The 19187-nt window shown below is 57.8% G+C and carries 14 protein-coding genes and 1 other RNA gene; 6 read left to right on the plus strand and 9 right to left on the minus strand.

Annotated features, from left to right (window positions below; all coding sequences use genetic code 11):
- Positions 1 to 17: 17 nt before the first annotated feature.
- From ffs to H0484_RS05790, 3 genes are all read right to left on the minus strand, one after another.
- Positions 18 to 115, minus strand: an RNA gene (gene ffs, locus H0484_RS05780) — signal recognition particle sRNA small type.
- 46 nt (positions 116 to 161) lie between these two features.
- Positions 162 to 3476 carry a UvrD-helicase domain-containing protein gene (locus H0484_RS05785; protein WP_226953559.1) on the minus strand — a complete coding sequence of 1105 codons (3315 nt, stop codon included), beginning with the start codon at positions 3474 to 3476 and terminating at the stop codon, positions 162 to 164.
- A complete protein-coding gene (locus tag H0484_RS05790) occupies positions 3466 to 6114 on the minus strand; it encodes a PD-(D/E)XK nuclease family protein (RefSeq protein WP_226953560.1) in 2649 nt (882 codons plus the stop codon). Before H0484_RS05790 ends, H0484_RS05785 begins: the two co-directional genes overlap by 11 nt.
- Positions 6115 to 6211: 97 nt before the next feature.
- On the opposite strand from H0484_RS05790, the gene xerD reads away from it, so the two are divergent.
- Positions 6212 to 7117 (plus strand): site-specific tyrosine recombinase XerD, encoded by a 906-nt coding sequence (gene xerD / locus H0484_RS05795; RefSeq protein WP_226953561.1) that lies wholly within the window; start codon positions 6212 to 6214, stop codon positions 7115 to 7117.
- Positions 7118 to 7136: 19 nt separating this feature from the next.
- On the opposite strand, the gene H0484_RS05800 is transcribed toward xerD, so the two are convergent.
- The 6 genes from H0484_RS05800 to H0484_RS05825 all read right to left on the minus strand — a co-directional run bounded on the left by H0484_RS05800 (position 7137) and on the right by H0484_RS05825 (position 15759).
- On the minus strand, positions 7137 to 8021 hold the full coding sequence (locus H0484_RS05800; RefSeq protein WP_226953563.1) for an EcsC family protein: 885 nt from the start codon (positions 8019 to 8021) through the stop codon (positions 7137 to 7139).
- Between the two features lie 19 nt (positions 8022 to 8040).
- Positions 8041 to 8778 carry a glutathione S-transferase N-terminal domain-containing protein gene (locus H0484_RS05805; protein ID WP_226953564.1) on the minus strand — a complete coding sequence of 246 codons (738 nt, stop codon included), beginning with the start codon at positions 8776 to 8778 and terminating at the stop codon, positions 8041 to 8043.
- A 2-nt stretch (positions 8779 to 8780) separates the two neighbouring features.
- Positions 8781 to 10097, minus strand: coding sequence for an extracellular solute-binding protein (locus tag H0484_RS05810; RefSeq protein ID WP_226953568.1), 1317 nt, complete (start codon positions 10095 to 10097; stop codon positions 8781 to 8783).
- 6 nt (positions 10098 to 10103) lie between these two features.
- A complete protein-coding gene (locus tag H0484_RS05815; RefSeq protein WP_226953569.1) occupies positions 10104 to 11357 on the minus strand; it encodes a D-amino acid dehydrogenase in 1254 nt (417 codons plus the stop codon).
- Between the two features lie 43 nt (positions 11358 to 11400).
- Positions 11401 to 13710 (minus strand): DNA topoisomerase IV subunit A, encoded by a 2310-nt coding sequence (gene parC / locus H0484_RS05820; RefSeq protein ID WP_226953571.1) that lies wholly within the window; start codon positions 13708 to 13710, stop codon positions 11401 to 11403.
- 87 nt (positions 13711 to 13797) lie between these two features.
- A complete protein-coding gene (locus tag H0484_RS05825) occupies positions 13798 to 15759 on the minus strand; it encodes a DNA topoisomerase IV subunit B (RefSeq protein ID WP_226953572.1) in 1962 nt (653 codons plus the stop codon).
- Between the two features lie 231 nt (positions 15760 to 15990).
- Between H0484_RS05825 and H0484_RS05830 the strand changes: the two genes are divergently transcribed.
- From H0484_RS05830 to H0484_RS05850, 5 genes are read left to right on the plus strand one after another with little or no spacing between them, the layout of a single operon-like run.
- Complete coding sequence (locus tag H0484_RS05830) at positions 15991 to 17097, plus strand: ABC transporter substrate-binding protein (protein ID WP_226953574.1); 1107 nt, start codon at positions 15991 to 15993, stop codon at positions 17095 to 17097.
- Between the two features lie 46 nt (positions 17098 to 17143).
- A complete protein-coding gene (locus H0484_RS05835; RefSeq protein WP_226953576.1) occupies positions 17144 to 18028 on the plus strand; it encodes a branched-chain amino acid ABC transporter permease in 885 nt (294 codons plus the stop codon).
- Positions 18028 to 18426 carry an ABC transporter permease subunit gene (locus H0484_RS05840; RefSeq protein ID WP_226953578.1) on the plus strand — a complete coding sequence of 133 codons (399 nt, stop codon included), beginning with the start codon at positions 18028 to 18030 and terminating at the stop codon, positions 18424 to 18426. Before H0484_RS05835 ends, H0484_RS05840 begins: the two co-directional genes overlap by 1 nt.
- Positions 18416 to 18484 carry an ABC transporter ATP-binding protein C-terminal domain-containing protein gene (locus H0484_RS15240; RefSeq protein ID WP_226953723.1) on the plus strand — a complete coding sequence of 23 codons (69 nt, stop codon included), beginning with the start codon at positions 18416 to 18418 and terminating at the stop codon, positions 18482 to 18484. Before H0484_RS05840 ends, H0484_RS15240 begins: the two co-directional genes overlap by 11 nt.
- The gene (locus tag H0484_RS05850) at positions 18477 to 19184 is read left to right on the plus strand and encodes an ABC transporter ATP-binding protein (protein WP_226953580.1); all 708 of its coding nucleotides are present in this window, start codon (positions 18477 to 18479) and stop codon (positions 19182 to 19184) included. Before H0484_RS15240 ends, H0484_RS05850 begins: the two co-directional genes overlap by 8 nt.
- The last annotated feature ends 3 nt before the right edge of the window (positions 19185 to 19187 follow it).

Consider the following 19187-nt stretch of genomic DNA (forward strand, 5'->3'; position numbering starts at 1 on the left):
GCAAGAATGAAGAATAGGAAGGCGAGCCTGACTTCGGCACTGGTTCTGCACGACTATGGCTGCTTCGTTCCCGACCTGACCAGGTTCGCCGCCGAACCATGCGAAGGGGCCCGCCAGCCCACAGTTTAACAGCATCGGCGCGCGGCGTCTTTGTCTGACTTCTAGCATGTGACCCAGATGTCTGCGCGCGGGAAATACAAGGCGCCACGCGCTGATCGACCATCCAGTGCGGAAACCTGAGCGCAGTACCGTAACAGTTGTTCACCATGCCGCTGGCGCATGCGTTGCTCGAACTGCGCAGGGCCTTCGTTTTCTCTGGGTACGCCAGTTTTATAGTCCACTACCAACCAGCCCCGCTCATCCGATATGGCCAGGTCAATAACCGACACTCGACCGCTGGCATCCAACAAAGACCATTCTCTAGAGGCTTGCGCCACCCGCAGCAGCCAGCGCCCTCGCTCGCTTGCCAATGTTGCGAACAAGGTATCCAACACAATCTGGGCCGCGGCCTGCGCTCTTTCGCCAGCCACTCCCGCGCGACTCAACTGGCGCACCATCAAGCCCAAGCTGTCGGCCAAACGTTCACGAGGCCATGCCTCCAGGCCGTCTCGACCTATGCGCTCTAGCCATGCATGCGCCACCGTACCAACGACAGCTTCATCCTGCTGCGCATCCGCCTGCCATTGCCAGCTGAGTTCAGTCGGCATGCGTAAAGCTTCGACGACAGGAGGCAGACTCTCTAACGCTTGACGACGCAGTGGACGATTCGCGGGGACGGCCACGGCCAAGGTGTCGCTAAGAGACGCCATTGCAACCGGCGGCGGCATCTGCTCTTGTACATAGGGCCAAAGACTTCCCAGCAAGCTTCCGGGCGCCGGGGCTTTCATGGCGCCCGTATCAGTGATTGGCACCTCTGCCATCAGGTGCAGAAACTGCCTGGCTCGTGTCACGGCCACATACAACAAGCGGTCAGCTTCATAGGCTGCGCGTTGCTTTTCGCGTTTACCGAGATATCGGCTCACCGGATCAGGCTCGTCCGACGCGCGATGTGCAATGGGCCCCATCAGCAAACGCTTGCCGGTTTGCTCGAAACGCAGCAAGGGCGGATGATCGTTGGCCGGCCTGCGATGCAAGCCCATCAAGATCACGGTTTCGAACTGCAAGCCTTTGGCTTTGTGTATGGTCATGACCTCCACCCCCGGACCGGCGCTCTCGGACGCGGCAAACAAGCGCGCCACGCGCGTTTCCAGTTCGTCCAGGTCTACACCACCATACGGAGCCAAGGTTTCAAGCAAGCGAAACAGCTGCTCAACGTCGGCGCGATCATCCTCGCCAGGATAAACGGCTTCGCCCCCCAGCCTGCGCCACAGCTGCTGCAGCCAAGTCGCGAACGGCAGTCTACCAGCCGCATTCGCATCATCCAGCAGCGCGGAGCCAGCATGCAACAAGCGACGCTCTTCGCCAGGGGGCAAGGAGACGCGCTGCGTTGCAGGGCTTGAGAGCCATTTACGCATGATATCGGGCACGGCCCCATGCATGGCGGCTTCACCAAACAAGGCATGCAGGCTGGCCAAACTGAGCCCGCATAAAGGCGAGCGCAGTACCGCCAACCATGCCAAGCGGTCACCGGCATGCACCATAGCCCTTACCAGCTGCAGCACGTCTTGCACTGCTTGGCGTTGAGCCAGCGGCACGAGCTCTACGGCACGACAGGCAATACCGTGGCGCGCCAATGCTCTAACCACCTCGCCTAAATGGCTGCGCGCACGCACCAGAATCGCTACTGGATGGGCGGCCCCTTCGTGTCGCTGCAGAGCCTCTCGCACACAGCTGGCCACGCACGCTTCCGTACGTGCTCGTACCGCTTCAGGCGCTTCTCCCGGCTCTGCCCATGTGGGGCGTATGTGGATGCTGGGTTCGCCCAAAGCCTCGTGGTAGGGAACCGAAGGCGCGTAGCAAATTGCGCCTAAGTCGGGGTCATTCTTCGGTGGAAGCAAGGGTTTGAAAACGGTGTTCACCCATTCCACTACCCCAGCCCGAGAACGGAAATTATCCGTCAAAACCAAGGGGGTCAAGGCAACCCGCCCCAAAGCCCGGTTTTCTTTTATGCGCAAAAACCAACCGACTTCAGCCTTTCGGAAACGGTAAATGGATTGCATGGGGTCACCCACCAAAAACAAGCTGCGACCATCTCCTTGTGACCACCCAGCCGTCAAGCGCACCAATAAATCTATTTGGGACTGGCTGGTGTCCTGAAACTCATCCACCAGCACATGTTGTATGGAAGCATCCAGCGACAACAGCAAGTCCGTCGGGGACTCTTCGCTACCCAGAGCCTGCAGTGCTCGGCGCGCCACCTCGATGAAGTCGACCTCTCCTTCATCGGCAAAACGCAGCATCAGTTGTGCCGCAGCCAGCCTCAATACCAACACCAAGTCTTCCAACATCGCCAGTTGGTCTTCTTGGTATCCATGCGTGGGCAATTCGCGAATGGCAGCCAAAGCCTTGACCCACCTTAGCTCATTGCCTTGCTCTTGCAGCCACTCCATCATGATAGGCTTGAAAGGCGACTTGGTATCGAAGCCTTCGCGTACGGTAAGGCGCGCCCGCAAATCACCTTTTTGATTCAGCAAGCCATGAGCAAGCGCCTGCCATTGGGGCAGGCTTGCCGCATCAGTCCCTAAAGCGCTGCCCTCCCAACCCAGCAAGGCGGATAAGCGCTCGTCGCCGCTGCCTTGCAGAGCCTGCGCGGCATGTGCCAGCGCCTTACCTATGCGCTGCGCCCAGCCCATGGGCATAGCTTGCGCCAAACCCTCTAAGTCGTGAGCAATCGCACCGTTCAGGTTATCTATCAGCATCTGCGCATCGTGGGCATCCAGCAATGGCAGCCATTGATCCCGTCCAGCCAGCATGCGTGCAATCAAATCGCAGGTCGCACGCATGTCTACGTCCAGGTGCGCGATCAGATTGGCGACCGCAGGCACTTCGTCAGCCATTTCCAGGGTGGCTTTTGCCGCGGCCTGGTAATGCGCCTCGGCAGAATCCGTCATGGCAGGCAGACCGCCCAAGGCACTTAACCACGGCATGCCACGCACCAGCCAGGCACAAAAGGCATCTATGGTGCGTATGGTGAGCCGCGCCGGATAATCCAGCAGGTTCCATGCCAATTTTTGATCGCGCTCTAATACCAAGCGCGCCAGGCGCCAACTGGCACGGGCATGTTCCGCTTCGGGCTCAGGCCCACAGCCGGCTTCCAGCTTCGACAGCACCCGAGCATGCATTTCGGAGGCAGCCTTGCGCGTAAAAGTGATGGCCAGAATTTGCTCGGGCTTGTCGACGATGGCAAGCAAAGCCAATATGCGGTCGGTAAGAAGTTCTGTTTTCCCGGAGCCGGCTGGGGCCTGGACCAGAAAAGACTGAGTGGGGTCGAGCGCCTGTTGCCGAACAGCAGCATCGCGGGGGGGCCTATATGTCATCGTCGGCCTCCTCATAAAGCCGCAGCATAGGCAACACATCGCAGTACTCTAAATCGGAGGCGTGCCGCGTGTTGTTTGCCGCCCAGCCATTGGCATAAGCCTGAGCCAAGCTCTCTATGTCCTGCCGCCAGCGCGCCATGATTTCCGACCAATCCAATCCTTCGAACTCCTGCCAGCTGTCAGACTGTGCCAAGCCCTCCAGGCCGATTTCCCTATCCGTCAAGCCGGATACGGCCACTTGCTTCGCGTGTAAACGCATCAGCACCAAGGCCGACACATCATTCTGGCTGGCCCCCAAGACTGCCGCATAGAACGGCAGCTGCAGACTCAGTGGCGGACGCCGGACCCAGTCAGCATGCGGGTCCAAGCGCGCCCCTCCGGTTTTATAGTCGATCACGACGCGCTCGCCCGAAGCAAGCTTATCGACTCGATCAAGCCGCAGCTTAAGATTAAGGGCGCCATGCTGCCAAACACTGGCCTCTTCCAAAGCCACGATCTCGTAGGGCTCGCGATTGGCTTCCAACTGCGCCCAAGCTGTCATCACACCCAAGGCACGGGCGCACTCCAAGTCACGCACAACCGGAGCATAATGGCCCAAGTGCTCGTGGGCAGCCCGCGCTATTTGCGCTTGCAGCAGTTCGCTCAGGGCATGACCGCCGTCCTGCTGCAAAGCCAGTAATTGTTGATGGCTACGTACCGCAGTACAAAACAGTTCGGCGCAGCTATGCAAAAACATGCCGCGCACCGCTTGCTGGGCAGGGTCGGCATACGCAGCAAGCTGCCGCGCACCCAGACGGAAGCGAACAAATGCCCACAGGGGATTACGCGCCTGGGTTTCCAAAACCGCGACTCCGCCCGGCGTGCTTGAACCAGGGCTGAGTATCGGCCCCTGATCGTCGATCAACAGCTCCATGACAGCTACCGCTGGCTCGTCGTTGGGAATCTCTATCTCGCTCAAAGGCAGCCGCGCCACGAATGGGCTAGGACGAAGCTCTCGCTCGCCTTCGAATGCCGCACTGCTGACCACCAAAATGGGCGCGGATCGCTTTAGCATCTCGTAAGAGGCGCGCGCCCACTCAAGCTCGCGCTCTGGTGTCGCGCGCGGCGTGCCCGCATGTCGCTGAACCACCAAAGGAATGAAAGGATTAGGACTGGGAGCGGCTGGCAGGACTTCGTCGTTCAAGCCCAGTACCCAAACACCATCCCAACGGCCCCCCTCGGCTTCAAGCAAGCCCAACACGTCCAGCCTGGCGCTTAAGTCTCTTTGGGGTTGAAATGTGGTTTGTAGCAGCAAAGTGGACAAAGCGCGTACGGCTTGGGCAAAACCTATGTTTTGAAGCACCACGCGTTGGCGCCCCAGGTTATCCAATGCTTGCTCGAAAGCCTCCAGCACCTGATGGGCCACGCTGTCCAAAGACATCCCTCCCGGAAAGCCCAATGTCGACAACAGCGCTTTGATGCGTATTACCCATTGACTGATATTAGCGATTTCGTGCTCGTGGGGCAGCTGCTCTTGGAGCAAGCTCCATGCCTGAGCCAAACGCGGCGTTGCCTCATGCAAAGCGTGCAAGAGGTCTGGGGACATAAGCGTCAAGACACGCGCGTGACGCCATTGCGCATCCAACATGCCACGTGCGCCAGCCTCGGCCTCGTGCGCCGCGCAATGCCCTGCCAGCAGCGCCTGCCCAGCCGCCGCCGGCGTACATGAGCCCGCTGCACTCTGCACCATCAGCTCTAGCCACAAGACGGCTGCCCTTACCATAGGCCACTGAGCGAGCGGACGGGCCACGGCAATGTTGTAGGCAAAACCGTGCTCAGACAGTTTGCCGTGCAAAAGCCTATGTGCCAAAGGCACCTGGCTTTCCAACTGCGGCGCAAGAATCGCATAACACCCCTGAGCGTCTTGCCGTAACTGATCATATGCCCACTGCACCGCCCATTGCCATTCTTTCTCTGGGCTAGGTGCACACACGCGCACCATGCTCGAAGCCGGTTCCAGGTGCTCGGTTAAGCGCCCGAGTCGGGTACCGGACGCCGCCCATGTGTCCAGCATATCGTGCAACCTGGGGCTGAGCTCATTGAATCCGGCCAGCACCACGGTATCGAAATCCAGCTGCAGTTGCCCGCGAGCCATTGCCTCGCTTACCCGTTCTAGCCCCAGCGTATCGTCCTCGGCATCGGCCTCGTCCAAACGACGTCGATAAGCTTCACGCCATGCAGCAAACCTTTCGTAATCAGGCGTACATGCCGAGTCGGGCACAGAAAGCATCCATGACGACATCAACTGATCGGCTTCACTTGCCAGCTTGGCCGCCTGGGGGATGTCAAGCAAGTAGTGCTCGGGTTCGGACTCGCGTATCACCTGTTGCCAGAGCAATCGAGCACCAAACGCATCTAAACGGTGTGCCGCGAGCAGGGCTCCGTCTACGAAAGCCAATTGCTCAGTCGCCTGCCTGACCCAGGCCTTGAAAGGCAAAATGTCTGGCACAGCCATCACCGGACGCTCGGCGCCCAAGGTGGATGACAAATGCGATAACAATCGACGCGCATGACGATTATTGACTGTCAGTACCAACACGCGCCCCAGGCGTGCGTCGGCTAGATCATCAAGAGAAATTTCTATCAGTGAGGCCTTCATGGCATGCAGTTTACTGTGCGGCGTCCAAGCTGCGTAGGCCCGGTACAATCCTTAGGCTATTAGGCGGCGCAAGCCCGGCATATCTCTGCAACCCATCATGAAAACCAGCGAAAACCTGCCTGACACTCTGGCTGACTTTCTGGATGCCGTTTGGCTCGAAGACGGTCTGGCCGCCAACACCCTCGCCGCTTACCGGCGTGATCTGACAGCTTTTGCGGAATGGTTGCAGCAACAACAAGGCACTAGCTTGCCCAAGGCTCAAGCCGCCGATATTCAAGAGTGGTTTGCCGCCAATCACGCCCAAACACGCGCCAGCACGGCAAACCGCCGACTAGCCGCATTGCGGCGCTATTATCTTTGGGCCTTGCGACACGGCCTGACTGCCGAAAATCCCTGCCTGGCGCTTAAAGCAGCAAAGCAATCCGCTCGATTCCCCAAGACGCTCTCCGAAGCCCAAGTGGATGCCCTGTTGCAAGCCCCGGACCCCAACACCGCCTTGGGCCAGCGCGACAAAGCCATGTTGGAAACCTTATACGCCACAGGCTTGCGCGTTTCCGAACTCGTGAGCCTGAATCTGCTCGACTTGAGCTTGAATGAAGGCATTTTGCGAGTGAATATGGGTAAAGGCGGCAAAGACCGATTAGTGCCCATAGGCCAAGAGGCGTCACACTGGCTAGAAACTTATTTGCGCGAAGCGCGCCCCGAATTGGTGGGTGCGCGTCGAAGCGATGCCTTATTCGTCACGGCACGCGCTCAGGCCATGACACGTCAGGCGTTCTGGCTACTGATAAAAAAGTATGCCCTGCGTGCCGCTATTACCGTACCGCTTTCGCCGCATGTATTACGGCATGCCTTTGCCACCCATCTTTTAAATCATGGGGCAGACCTGCGCGTGGTGCAGATGCTGTTGGGTCATTCTGATATTTCCACCACGCAAATCTACACACACGTTGCACGCGAGCGCCTGAAAACACTGCATGCCGCGCATCACCCCAGAGGGTAAAAACCAGCCCAGATACAAGTCAGCGAGCCAAGCGACGGCGCACCAATATCGCCTCGTATTCTTGCTGAACCAAAGCCTCGCCGTACTGAAGCTCAAGCCGTCTGACGATGAAATGGCCTTTTGCCACGCTTTGGTAATAACGGGTAAACAAAGTGTTGATGGCCGCGCCCGAGGCTGCACCGACCACTGGCACAATTTGAGCCGCCAGCTTCTCGGTAACCACCACGCCGAATCGCGCTGCGACGGCGTCTATCATGCGCGCCAACCAAATACCGGTCTGGAGCGAAGAGCCTGCCTGCGCCACTTGTTGCCCGGCTCGCTTGGCAGCCAAACCAGTCAACTCACGGGCGGTATGCTTAAGCACCTCGGACAAAGCCCCACGCGAAGCGTAGTAACCCGAATCAGCGGCGTCATCGTCGGCGGTTTTACCGCCCAAAGCGAAAACCTCGACACAAGTGGCCTGCACAGCCGGATCCGCAAGGGAAAAGCCCTCACTACGTGCGATATCGGCGATGGCCCGCATCATCAGCGTAGTGGTCACCGGCAGCTCGACGGCCAAAGAAGCAGTACCGAAAAAACCGCCTACCGCCCCCGAAGCCGCTGTAGCCAATGCATGCAGGCGCGGCGAAGACTGACGAGAGGGCTCATCCTTGAAACCCAGCAAGGCTGCTGATACGGCTTTAGTAAGGGCAATCTGAACCAAGCCTTGAACTTTATTGCGAGCCGCTTTGGGCAAACGCGCCATGCCCCACTCGATAGGCGTGCCCACCAGATTGGCCAACTGTATGGTCAACGAGGGGCTTTCGAGCAGCATCACAGCCCGAGCCAAGTCGTCCCGCTCTTGCTGGCCCAACGAGCCAGCGACTGCGCTGGGCGATGCAGAGAACGGGACGGGAATCGCCATGTCTTTATGAGGCGCCGTTTTACTTGCCCGGTGCTTGCCGCGGCGGAATATCCAGCCCCCGCTGCACGGCTGGCCGCGCAAGGAAGGCATCCAGCGCACGCTGCGCATTGGGGAAGCTCTTCATGCCCACCAGTTCGGCGGCCTCGTAGAAACCCACCATAGTGCGCACCCACGGGAATATGGCAATGTCAGCCACCGTGTAATCATCGCCCATGATCCACTGACGACCCTGCAGCCGGGTTTCAAGCACACCTAACAAACGGCGACTTTCGGCAACATAGCGCTCAAGGGGCCGCTTATCGGCGATCTCTTTACCAGCAAACTTATGAAAGAAGCCCAGTTGGCCGAACATGGGCCCTACCCCGCCCATCTGAAACATCAGCCATTGCAGGGTTTCAAATTTCTTTGCTTGCGCATCGGCGGCATCCCCATTTGCATCGGCAGCCATCAAGCGCCCTGTTTTTTCCGCCAAATACCACAAGATGGCACCCGACTCGAACAAGGGCAAAGGTTTGCCCCCCGGCCCTTGAGGGTCGATGATGGCGGGAATCTTGTTATTAGGGTTCAGCGAAAGAAACTCTGGCGTCAACTGATCGTTATTCTCGAAGCCCACGCGATGCGCCTCGTAGGGCAAGCCGAGCTCTTCAAGTGCAATTGAAACCTTGATGCCATTGGGGGTGGGCAGCGAGTACAACTGAATACGATCGGGATGCTGCGCCGGCCATTTCTGGGTGATGGGAAACTGCGATAAATCCATGCTCATTTCTCTTTCATCAAACGATTAGCATTGCTGGAGGCTTGGGACAAGGCCGTCATTGCGGGAAGATTGCCGTCAAGAGCGGTTCGCATGGTTTCGTGGAACATGGCACGAATCTTGGGATAGTTGCGCACTTTGAAAGCCTTGGTCGTAGCGGCATGCTGCTGGCTATAAATACCGGCCAACTGCCGCCATTGCCCAAGGTTCTTGTAGTAAGCCGCATCGGTAGCGTTGAAGGCCTGCTTGGTAAGCGGCAGAAAACCGGTATTTTGATACCACTTGGCAGCCTGTGCAGGGTCGGCCAGCCACGCCAGGAAACTAGCCGTTGCAGCCTCTTCGGTTTTACCGTGATTCGACGTTACCCACAAAGCGGAACCATCGATAAAAGGACTGCCAGGCTGGCGGGTGACCTCTGGATAATAAGGTAGGCCGGAAACCCCGAACGAGAGGTTGCGCTGATCGCTGAACCAGCCCAGATTGCTGGAGTCGGACAGCAAAACAGCGCATTCGCCCTTGGCAAAACGATTAGCGGCCTGATCTTCGGTGCCGGGCTTAATCAGCAGTTCGCTGCGCACCCAACTGATCATGAGCGCCAAATGGCGTACGTAAACCACGTCGAAGCTGAAAGACGGCGAGGAGCTTTTATTACCGGTGAAGAACTGATTGTTAACAGCCGCCAGGTTCTCCAGATTGAGTGAGGCCGGCTGATCATTTGCCGCAGGACAGTAACGAGTCGCCTTGTTGGCCAAGTCGACCAGTTGCCCCTGCAAGCCGGACCAGGAACGATCGGGCGATGCCGGGCTGATGCCGGCCTTCTTGAAAGCATCGGTGTTGTAGTACATGACAGGCACACGCAGCATGTACGGGAAAGCCAGCACGCGACCTTTGCTATCGCGCAGCAAACCGCTGTCGGGGGCCACGAACCAATCCGCTTGTTTCAGGGGATGCTTGGCAAGCAGTGTATACAAGGGCTGAATATAGGGTCGTCCGGCCAACTCTTCAGGCGAGCGATTGTCATCAAGCTGCACCAAATGGGGCACATCTTTGGCTTTGCCCTTGGCTTGCTGAGCCAGAGTGGCTTCGATTTCGTTGGCGGAGGCAAATCGTTGCAGGGTAACCTCGACATCGTCCTGCTTGCGGTTGTACTGTTTGACGATGTCTTCGAAAACCTTGGCGTTATGCGTATTGAGTGCATGCCAGACTTCGATGCGGGTAGCTGCCGATGCAGGATCCGCCAATGAAAACGCCGCGCACAAAGCGGCTACCATGCCGGCAGTCTGAAAATCGCGGGCACGAAGCATGAAACCGGATATCGTCATGAAAAACTAACCTAGAAAGGGAAAGTCAGGCTCCGGCCTTTTACCGGAGATAATGTCTGCCAGGGCCTTGCCAGACCCAACACCCATAGTCCAGCCCAATGTGCCGTGACCTGTGTTTAGATACAACTTGCCAACACGCGTACGACCAATAAGCGGTACGTTGGAGGGCGTGGTGGGACGTAGACCCGACCAATAATCTACATTATCAAAATCAAGTACATTTGGGAACAGCTCGCGCGCCAAACGCGTCATCTGGTTACAGCGTGCAGCATTCAGACCACGTGAGTAGCCACCGATTTCTGCCATGCCAGCCATGCGCAGGCGTTCCCCCAGCCGCGAGTACACCACTTTATTGGCGCTGTCGGTCAAGCTGACAAACGGCGCGCCTTCAGTGTCTAGCACTTTGAAAGTGGCTGAATAACCTTTTGCAGGGTAAACCGGGCAAGCCACCCCCAGGGGTTGAACCAAATGCGGTGTCCAGCTACCCATGGCGACCACATAGGCATCCGCAGTCAGACGCTCGAAGCGCCCATCAGGGCCTATGAGTTCTACTGCCTGCACCTGCCCAGCTTGGGAATCCAGACGGGTAATGTCACAGTTAAAGCGAAACTGCACACCGGCTTGCTGCGCCTTGGCAGCCAAGGCCGTGGTAAACAAGTAAACGTCACCAGACTCATCGCCTTGCGTGTAATCCCCCCCCACCAAGGCATCCTGCGCCTGGGCCAAAGCGGGCTCGATTTCAAGCATTTCGTCTACGTTGACGATACGGCGATCCAGTCCGTAATCACGCATCAGGCCTGCGGCCTCTTGCGAGGCCTCGAAGTCGCCTGCGCTACGGTAAAAATTAAGTATGCCACGCGCTTGATGCGCATACTCTATGTCCAGTTCGGCACGCATGGCCTTAAGGGTTTCGAGACTGTACTCGGACATGGCCACCATGGCCTGGATATTGGCCGGCAAACGCTGGGGCAGGCATTCGCGCAAAAAAGCTGCGCACCACATCCACTGGCGCACATCCAAACGGGGGCGAAAAGCCATGGGCGCGTCATTTCTGAGCAGCCACTTGAGCACTTTGAGCAAAGTATGGGGGTTGGCCCAAGGCTCTGAGTAAGAGACTGAGATTTGGCCGCCGTTGGCACGGCTGGTTTCCAGCGCGGGCCCGCCATGGCGCTCTAACACGACAACTTCGTGACCTGCTTGGCTCAGCCACCAGGCTGTGGAAGTGCCAATGATGCCACTGCCGAGTACCGCTACTTTCATCGGGACGCCTTAGAAAATGTGATTCCGCTTTGCATTTTACGTTTCAGGCACGACGCAAGACCAGCTGCTTGAATTTCAGCGCCAGCGCCTTGCCTTTGCGAGCACGTTTACCAAGGTAGGCCTGTAGCTCGGTTGCTGTCAAGACACGCTGGGTTTCACGGTTGCGGTAGACCCCTTCAAGCATTAAACCCGCCGGGCCGAATGTAACCCACTGATCAATCAGGTCTCCGTCGTCCAAACCCATGAGGGTGGTGCCGCGCCCACCAGCGGCCAGCACACGAACCTCGTCAAGGGCGATCACCAGTAGGCGTTCGCTCTTGGTGAACATCGCTACATGCGTGTCACCCTCTTGGACATACAGAGGACGCAACAGTTCAGCCTTGTCATCAAGATTGATGAACTGCTTGCCGGCGCGCTGACGAGTGTGCATGTCTTTTAAACGCGTAAGAAAACCCAGCCCCTGTGCAGTGCCAAGCAGTACGCGTTGGCTTTCATCGCCCACCAACACGTGTGCAACCCGGGTACCTGCCTCAAGGTCTATCATGGACGTTATAGGCTGACCATCGCCCCGAGCCGAAGGCAGCGAGGCCACAGGAACGCAGTAAGCACGCCCTGTTTCTGATAATGCCAGCAAGGTATCGGTGCTGCGGCAAGGCCGGGCGTCATAAAGACCGTCACCCGGCTTGAAAGAAAACTGGGCGGTATCGTGCCCATGCCCTTGACGTGCACGCAGCCACCCATTGCTCGACATGACGACGGTAACGGGTTCATCCACCACCTTGGTTTCCATCACCGCGCGCTCGGCCGTTTCGATCAATGTGCGCCTATCGTCCCCAAACTGTTTGGCATCGGCCTCGATCTCTTTGACAATAAGCTTGCGCAAGGCAACAGGGTCATCCAGCAGACCTTGCAAAGTACTCTGCTGGCCTCGCAGTTCGGCTAGTTCCTGCTCTATGCGTATGCTTTCCAGACGCGCCAATTGGCGCAGGCGCATTTCAAGAATGTCTTCCGCCTGGCGCTCTGTCAGCTTAAAGCGCTGCATCAGCGCCTCGCGGGGCTCCTCCGCCTCGCGAATGGTGGCGATGACCTCGTCCACATTCAGGTGCACGACCAAGCGGCCTTCCAGCACATGGATACGGTCTTGCACTTTATCCAGACGAAAGCGGCTGCGTCGCGTGACAGTGGCTGTGCGGAACTGCAGCCATTCGCTCAGAATGCTACGCAATGAACGCTGACCTGGCCTGCCATCGGTACCCAGGCACACAAGGTTGATCGAAGCGTTGCTTTCCAGGCTGGTTTGCGTCAGCAGCAAATTGATGAATTCGTCTCTTCCTACCCGACTGGTCTTGGGTTCAAACACCAGACGCACAGCATCATCTTTGCCAGACTCGTCGCGCACGGCATCCAACATACCCAACATCAAAGCCTTGGTGTTCTGCTGCTCGGTAGAGAGCCCCTTCTTGCCGGCCTTGACCTTGGGGTTGGTACGCTCTTCGATTTCTTCAAGAACACGTTGCGAGGAAGTGCCGGGCGGCAACTCGTCTACCACCATCTGCCACTGGCCACGCGCCATTTCTTCGAAGTGCCATCGTGCACGCACCTTGATAGAGCCACGCCCCGAAGCATAAATGGCGGCAATGTCTTCGGGCGAGGAAATAATCTGCCCACCGCCCGGGAAATCTGGCCCCGGCACCAAGTCTGCGATGGCCTGGTCAGTAAGATTGGGTTGTTTGAGCAAGGCTACGCAGGCCTTGGCCACTTCGCGCAAGTTATGGGGCGGCATTTCGGTGGCCATGCCCACGGCAATGCCCGATGCACCATTGAGCAGCACCATAGGCAAACGCGCAGGCAAAAGCTGGGGCTCTTCTTGGCTGCCGTCATAGTTGGGAACGAAGTCAACCGTACCCTCGTTGAGTTCGTCCAGCAGCAAGCGCGAAAACGGCGTCAGCCGGGCCTCGGTGTATCGCATGGCGGCGGCATTATCGCCGTCACGCGAGCCAAAGTTACCTTGCCCATCTATCAGTGGATAGCGCAGTGAAAAGGACTGCGCCATACGCACCATGGCGTCATAGGCCGCCTGATCGCCGTGAGGGTGATACTTACCCAGCACATCACCCACCACCCTGGCCGACTTTACCGGCTTGGCACCCGTCCCCAGGCCCATGGCATTCATGGCGTAAAGGATACGGCGCTGAACAGGCTTCTGGCCATCCGCCACTTCAGGCAATGCCCTGCCCCGCACCACCGAAACCGCATAATCCAGGTATGCCTGCTCGGCATACAGGCCCAGGCTCAGGGCCTCATCATCGCCCTGGCCGCCTTCCTCGAACAGACCTGTTTGCGTTCCATCCATGTTTTGCACTTCCTTCAAGTGTTCGTCGCTGCCCTAGCAGCTGCACCGTCGCGCAGCGCGTAAATGATTTTGTCCGAGGGCGTCGGATCAGACGTCGACTTCGGCCAGATTGCCTTTTTCTTCCAGCCAAACGCGGCGCTGCCCCGACTCGCCCTTGCCCATCAGCATGTCGAACATGCGCACCGTGGCGTCGCGACCGAGCTCACCCCAGGTCACTCTCATCAATCGGCGCGTATCGGGGTTCATGGTGGTTTCCCACAGTTGCTCGGCGCTCATTTCACCCAGGCCTTTGAAACGGCTGATGCGCCAAGCGCTATCGCGCACACCTTCTGTGCGCAACTTGTCTAAAGAAGCATCCAGTTCACCTTGATCCAGGCAGTACAACTTGCGCGCAGGCCGTTTACCCTGAGCCGGGACATCCACACGAAACAAGGGTGGGCGCGCAATATACACGTGGCCCGCCTCGACCAGCTTGGGAAAATGCCGGAAGAAAAGAGTCAGCAGCAAGACTTGTATATGAGAACCATCGACGTCGGCATCGGACAATATGCATATCCGACCGTAGCGCAGACCTGAAAGGTCAACCTCGTCCGTCAGCCCATGCGGATCAACGCCGATGGCAACGGCTATGTCGTGGATCTCGTTGTTGGCGAACAAGCGATCACGCTCGACCTCCCAGGCGTTAAGCACCTTGCCACGCAACGGCAGTACCGCTTGAAACGCCTTGTCACGCCCCATTTTGGCCGAGCCTCCGGCAGAGTCCCCCTCGACCAGGAAAACTTCCGTACGGGTGTTGTCGGAAGACTCGCAATCCGTGAGCTTGCCCGGCAACACCGCCACCCCCGAGCTTTTGCGTTTCTCTACTTTTTGCGCCGAACGCACACGCACCTGTGCCTGACGTATGGCGTACTCGGCCAGTTTACGACCGGTCTCGACATCGGCGTTCAACGCGAGCTCAAGCGCGTGTCGCACATAAGTACCCACCAAGCGCACTGCGTCGCGGCTGTTCAGGCGCTCTTTGGTTTGCCCCTGAAACTGAGGGTCCAGCACTTTGGCCGACAGCATGAAGCTTGCACGGGCAAAAACGTCTTCAGGCAATAACTTAACGCCCTTAGGCAAAAGACTATGCAATTCGCTGAAGGACTTTACCGCCTGAAACAAACCATCGCGCAAACCCGCTTCGTGCGTGCCACCTGCCGGTGTTCCTATGAGGTTGACATAGGATTCGCGCACGATACCGCCTTCAGGCGTCCAGGCCACGACCCAATGAGCCCCCTCCCCCAAAGCATAGTTTTCGTCGTCCTTACCTGCGTACTGACTACCCTCGAAAACCGGCACGATGAAATCGGTTTCACCCAAAGCTTCTTCTAGATAGCCACGCAAGCCATTGTCGTATTGCCAGACTTGCTCATCACCGTTTTTCTCGTTTCGTAGCGTGACTTTTACGCCATCCAGCAGCACCGCCTTGCTGCGCAGCACCCGCACAAGCTCGCTCAAGGGAATAGATGCATGATCAAAATAAACGGGATCCGGCCACACTCTGACCAGGGTGCCTGTTTTGCGCTTGGGCACTGACCCTTGCGCCGTCAAGGGTTCCAGCACGTGGCTATCGGCAAAGACCAGGCCATGCGCTTGCCCGTCACGCCAGACGGTGATTTCCAGCCGCTTGGACAAAGCATTGGTCACCGACACGCCTACGCCGTGCAAGCCCCCTGAGAACGCGTAAGCCCCGCCCGATTGCTTGTCGAACTTGCCGCCGGCGTGCAAACGGGAAAACACGATTTCAACCACCGGCACCTGCTCTTCGGGATGCAAGCCCACCGGTATCCCCCGGCCATCATCCTGCACCGACACGCTGCCATCTTTATGCAGGGTGACCTCTATATGCGAGCAATACCCCGCCAGCGCTTCGTCGGCAGCATTGTCTATGACCTCTTGGACGATGTGCAGCGGATTCTCGGTGCGCGTGTACATGCCCGGACGCTGACGTACGGGTTCCAGACCTTTAAGTACCTGGACGGAGGATTCGTCGTAACGAGCGGTAGCCAAATCAGCTCCTGACAGTGGATGAAAAACCAGTATTTTACGTCCCTCAAAAGATAAGAACTATATGTCATCTTTTTTTGGTTAAAGTATTGTTTAAAACTATTTTTATCGATAGAATCCCACAAAAACAAAACTATTGTTCACAAAATAGCCTTACACAGCCCTTTTATGCCCGCCATGGCATCTTCAGGAGACAACTATGTCGCCCAAGCGTTTTTCCCGTTTACTTAGACCTTGGTCGCTTCTGCGGCCCCGCTGCTGGCCAGCGCAGCCGATACCTACACCATAGGTGCCGTTTACCCGCTGACTGGGGGCCTTTCCTGGCTGGGCGAATACTATAAAAAAGCAGCGGAGCTTCAGGTCGACCTTCTTAATCAGCAAGGGGGCATCAATGGCCACCAATTGCGCCTTGTCGCCTACGACGACCAGTCCACGCCAGAAGGGGCTGCCAGAGCCGCTCAACGCGCCCTGAGCCGTGATGGCGCCATCGCATTGGTGGGCACCGCATCCGTTCCTATGTCAGGCGCTGTAGCCACTGTGGCCCGGGAAAACCAGGTACCGGCCGTTATCAGTTCGGGCTACCACGTTGACCCTGCCAAAGACCCTTTCGTGTTTAACTCCGCGCACCAAACCGGCTATGCGGTAGAAAGACCCTTTAAATATTTTGCAAACACAGGCAAGAAAAACATTGCCTTGCTGATGCCTGTGGGCCCGCTGGGCGATATCGGTATTACGGCAGCCGAAAGCGCAGCCGCAAAACATGGCCTGGAAATCGTAGCCAGCGAACGTTTCAACCCTCAGTCGCCCGACCTTACCGCTCAGCTAGCCTCGCTGCGCACCCGCAAGCCTGACGCTGTGTTCTCGTTCGTTACCGGTGAGTCTGCCGCCATGGTGGCCCGCAATATGCAGCAAATCCGTTTCGACGTGCCTTTGCTGGTTTCCCATGGCAACGCCACCCCGGGCTTTCTGAAAATGGTCGCCCCCTTGAATGCGGACATCATTGTGCCCTCAGGGCAGCTGGGTGCCCCGGATGCCATCCCCGCCTCCGCCCCCAACCATGCTCTTATCACCGAGTTCGAGAAAGCGCATCAAGCCCGATACAACGAAGCCGGCAATTACTTTTCCGGTATGGCGGCAGATAGCATCTTGCTGGTAGCAGAAGGCTTGCGCAAGTCGAAATCCACAGACGGCAAGGCTTTACGCGACGCGATAGAGTCCATTCAAGACATGCCTGGCTACGGCGGCGTGTATCGCATGTCCGCACAAGACCATCACGGCACCTCCGCCGACGATCTGATTCTGCTCAAGCCTTCGGCTCAAGGCTGGATCACCGTCGAATAAGTCTGCTCTGCCTTTCCGATGGCTCAGTTTCTGCAAGAACCTTCTCATGCCTGATATCACTGTATTGCTCCAGACCGCCTTCAGCGGTCTGACCCTCGGCGCCGTGTATGCCCTGATCGCTGTCAGCCTGGTCATGGTCTACAAAGTCTCGAAGATCGTCTGCTTTGCGCAAGGCGAATTCTTCGTCATAGGCGGCCTGACGCTTGCCACGTTCACCAATCAACTCGGCTGGCCTCTATGGCAAGCATTACCCGCTACGCTCGCCATTGCAGCGCTGTTAGGCATGGTGATAGAACGCGGCGTCATCCGCCCGGTACGCCACGAAGGGGTGGGCACCGTCATCGTCATGACGATCGCACTTTCTATCAGCTTGCAAGGTATTGCGCTGCCCATCTGGGGGCGCGAGGCTCATGTCGTGCCCCCTTTCACCGGGCTGCCGCCATTGGAAGTCCTGGGGGCTTTCCTCTCTGCGCAAGTCATCATCGTAATACTGATTGCTTTGGCGGTATTTGCTGCGCTTTGGTACTTTTTTGAGTACAGCTTGCTGGGCATTGCCATGCGCGCCGCTGCACAAGCGCCCATAGGCGCTCGCCTGGTAGGCATCAGCGTCAGCCGCCTCACCCGCTTCGGGTGGGCCAGTGGTGTGGCGCTGGGCGCCTTGGCCGGGGCCGTCATCGCGCCACTGCTGTTCGTCAGCTATAGCGCTGGCACCTTACCCATGGTCAAAGCCTTCATCGCCATGGCCGTGGGTGGTCTGAGCAGCACTGCGGGGGCGCTGGTCGGTGGTTTTGCCATTGGTCTGATGGAAGCCTATATCGTGGGCTTCGTCTCTTCGGAATTTGCCGACGCCATCGTCTTCTTGTTCCTTATCGGCTTTTTGCTGTGGCGCCCGAACGGCCTTTTCGGCACCGACGACAAAGGAGGCATGTAATGACTATGCGTCGTTTGGCTATCTACAGCTTCGTCTTCATCTTGCTGGCGCTTATGCCGCTGGCGTTCGGCCAACTATCGCATTTCGTTGCCGACGTGATGACTGGCATTGCTATTTTCGTCATTCTCGCCGTCAGCGCCGACTTGGTAGTCGGCTTAGCGGGTTTGATCACACTGGGTCATGGCGCTTTCTTCGCTATCGGCGCCTATAGCTCCGCCATCCTCACCACCCGTTATGGCCTGCCTCCTGTCCTTGCTTTAGGGGTTGGCCTGTTAGCCAGCACCGCGGTTTCCTGGGTCGTCGGTCGTGCCGTGCTGCACCTGAAAGGCTATTACCTTGCCATGGCCACCTTGGGGCTGACGGCAGTAATGGTCACCTTGCTCATGGGTGCGCGCTGATCCGCGCGTCATAGACGCTTATCTTGGCACCGAAACCCAGGAGCCCGCCCATGCTTGAAATCAGCAATCTACATTCGGGTTATGGCTCCATGACAATTCTGCATGGCGTGAGCTTGAACGTTGCCCCAGGCGAAGTCGTTTGCCTGCTAGGCGCCAACGGGGCAGGGAAAAGCACCCTATTACGAACCATTTCCGGTCTCTTGCCCATGAAAAGCGGCCGGATCCACTTCAACGGGCAAAGCCTGGAGAAGCATTCCACAGAGAAAATCGTCCGTATGGGCTTGGCCCATGTTCCCGAAGGACGCGAGATTTTCGGTGGACTAACGGTAGACCAGAACTTGCGGCTTGGCGCCTACAGTGGTCGCCTTAACTCAAGTCAAATACGACAAGCCCGCGAACAGGCCTTTGCCTACTTTCCAGTAGTTGAACGCAAACTGCAGTCCAAGGCATCCGCCCTTAGCGGCGGAGAACAGCAAATGGTCGCCATGGCGCGCGCCCTGATGAGCGGCCCCTCCATGCTGCTGCTGGACGAGCCCTCTCTGGGACTGGCCCCCAAGATGATTCAAACGGTCTTGGATGTTGTGGCCAGCCTCAAGCAATTGGGCGTTCCTATTCTATTGGTCGAGCAGAACGCCACTGCCGCCTTGGCGGTAGCCGATCGCGGTTACGTCATAGAACACGGGCGCGTCGTGGCTGATGCCAGCGCTGCCCAGTTGCTGGCCGACGACACCGTGCGGCGCAACTACCTCGGACTCTAGATC

Origin of the sequence: Mesopusillimonas faecipullorum, from assembly GCF_020539505.1 — a bacterium.
In the GTDB taxonomy this organism is placed as follows: domain Bacteria; phylum Pseudomonadota; class Gammaproteobacteria; order Burkholderiales; family Burkholderiaceae_B; genus Mesopusillimonas; species Mesopusillimonas faecipullorum.

Coding starts and splice junctions, on each gene's coding strand:
- parC (WP_226953571.1), bottom strand. CDS start 13,710: ATGGATGGAACGCAAACAGGTCTGTTCGAGGAAGGCGGCCAGGGCGAT.
- H0484_RS05815 (WP_226953569.1), bottom strand. CDS start 11,357: ATGAAAGTAGCGGTACTCGGCAGTGGCATCATTGGCACTTCCACAGCC.
- H0484_RS05785 (WP_226953559.1), bottom strand. CDS start 3,476: ATGACATATAGGCCCCCCCGCGATGCTGCTGTTCGGCAACAGGCGCTC.
- H0484_RS05800 (WP_226953563.1), bottom strand. CDS start 8,021: ATGGCGATTCCCGTCCCGTTCTCTGCATCGCCCAGCGCAGTCGCTGGC.
- H0484_RS05850 (WP_226953580.1), top strand. CDS start 18,477: ATGCTTGAAATCAGCAATCTACATTCGGGTTATGGCTCCATGACAATT.
- H0484_RS05840 (WP_226953578.1), top strand. CDS start 18,028: ATGACTATGCGTCGTTTGGCTATCTACAGCTTCGTCTTCATCTTGCTG.
- H0484_RS05835 (WP_226953576.1), top strand. CDS start 17,144: ATGCCTGATATCACTGTATTGCTCCAGACCGCCTTCAGCGGTCTGACC.
- xerD (WP_226953561.1), top strand. CDS start 6,212: ATGAAAACCAGCGAAAACCTGCCTGACACTCTGGCTGACTTTCTGGAT.
- H0484_RS05810 (WP_226953568.1), bottom strand. CDS start 10,097: ATGACGATATCCGGTTTCATGCTTCGTGCCCGCGATTTTCAGACTGCC.
- H0484_RS05790 (WP_226953560.1), bottom strand. CDS start 6,114: ATGAAGGCCTCACTGATAGAAATTTCTCTTGATGATCTAGCCGACGCA.
- H0484_RS05805 (WP_226953564.1), bottom strand. CDS start 8,778: ATGGATTTATCGCAGTTTCCCATCACCCAGAAATGGCCGGCGCAGCAT.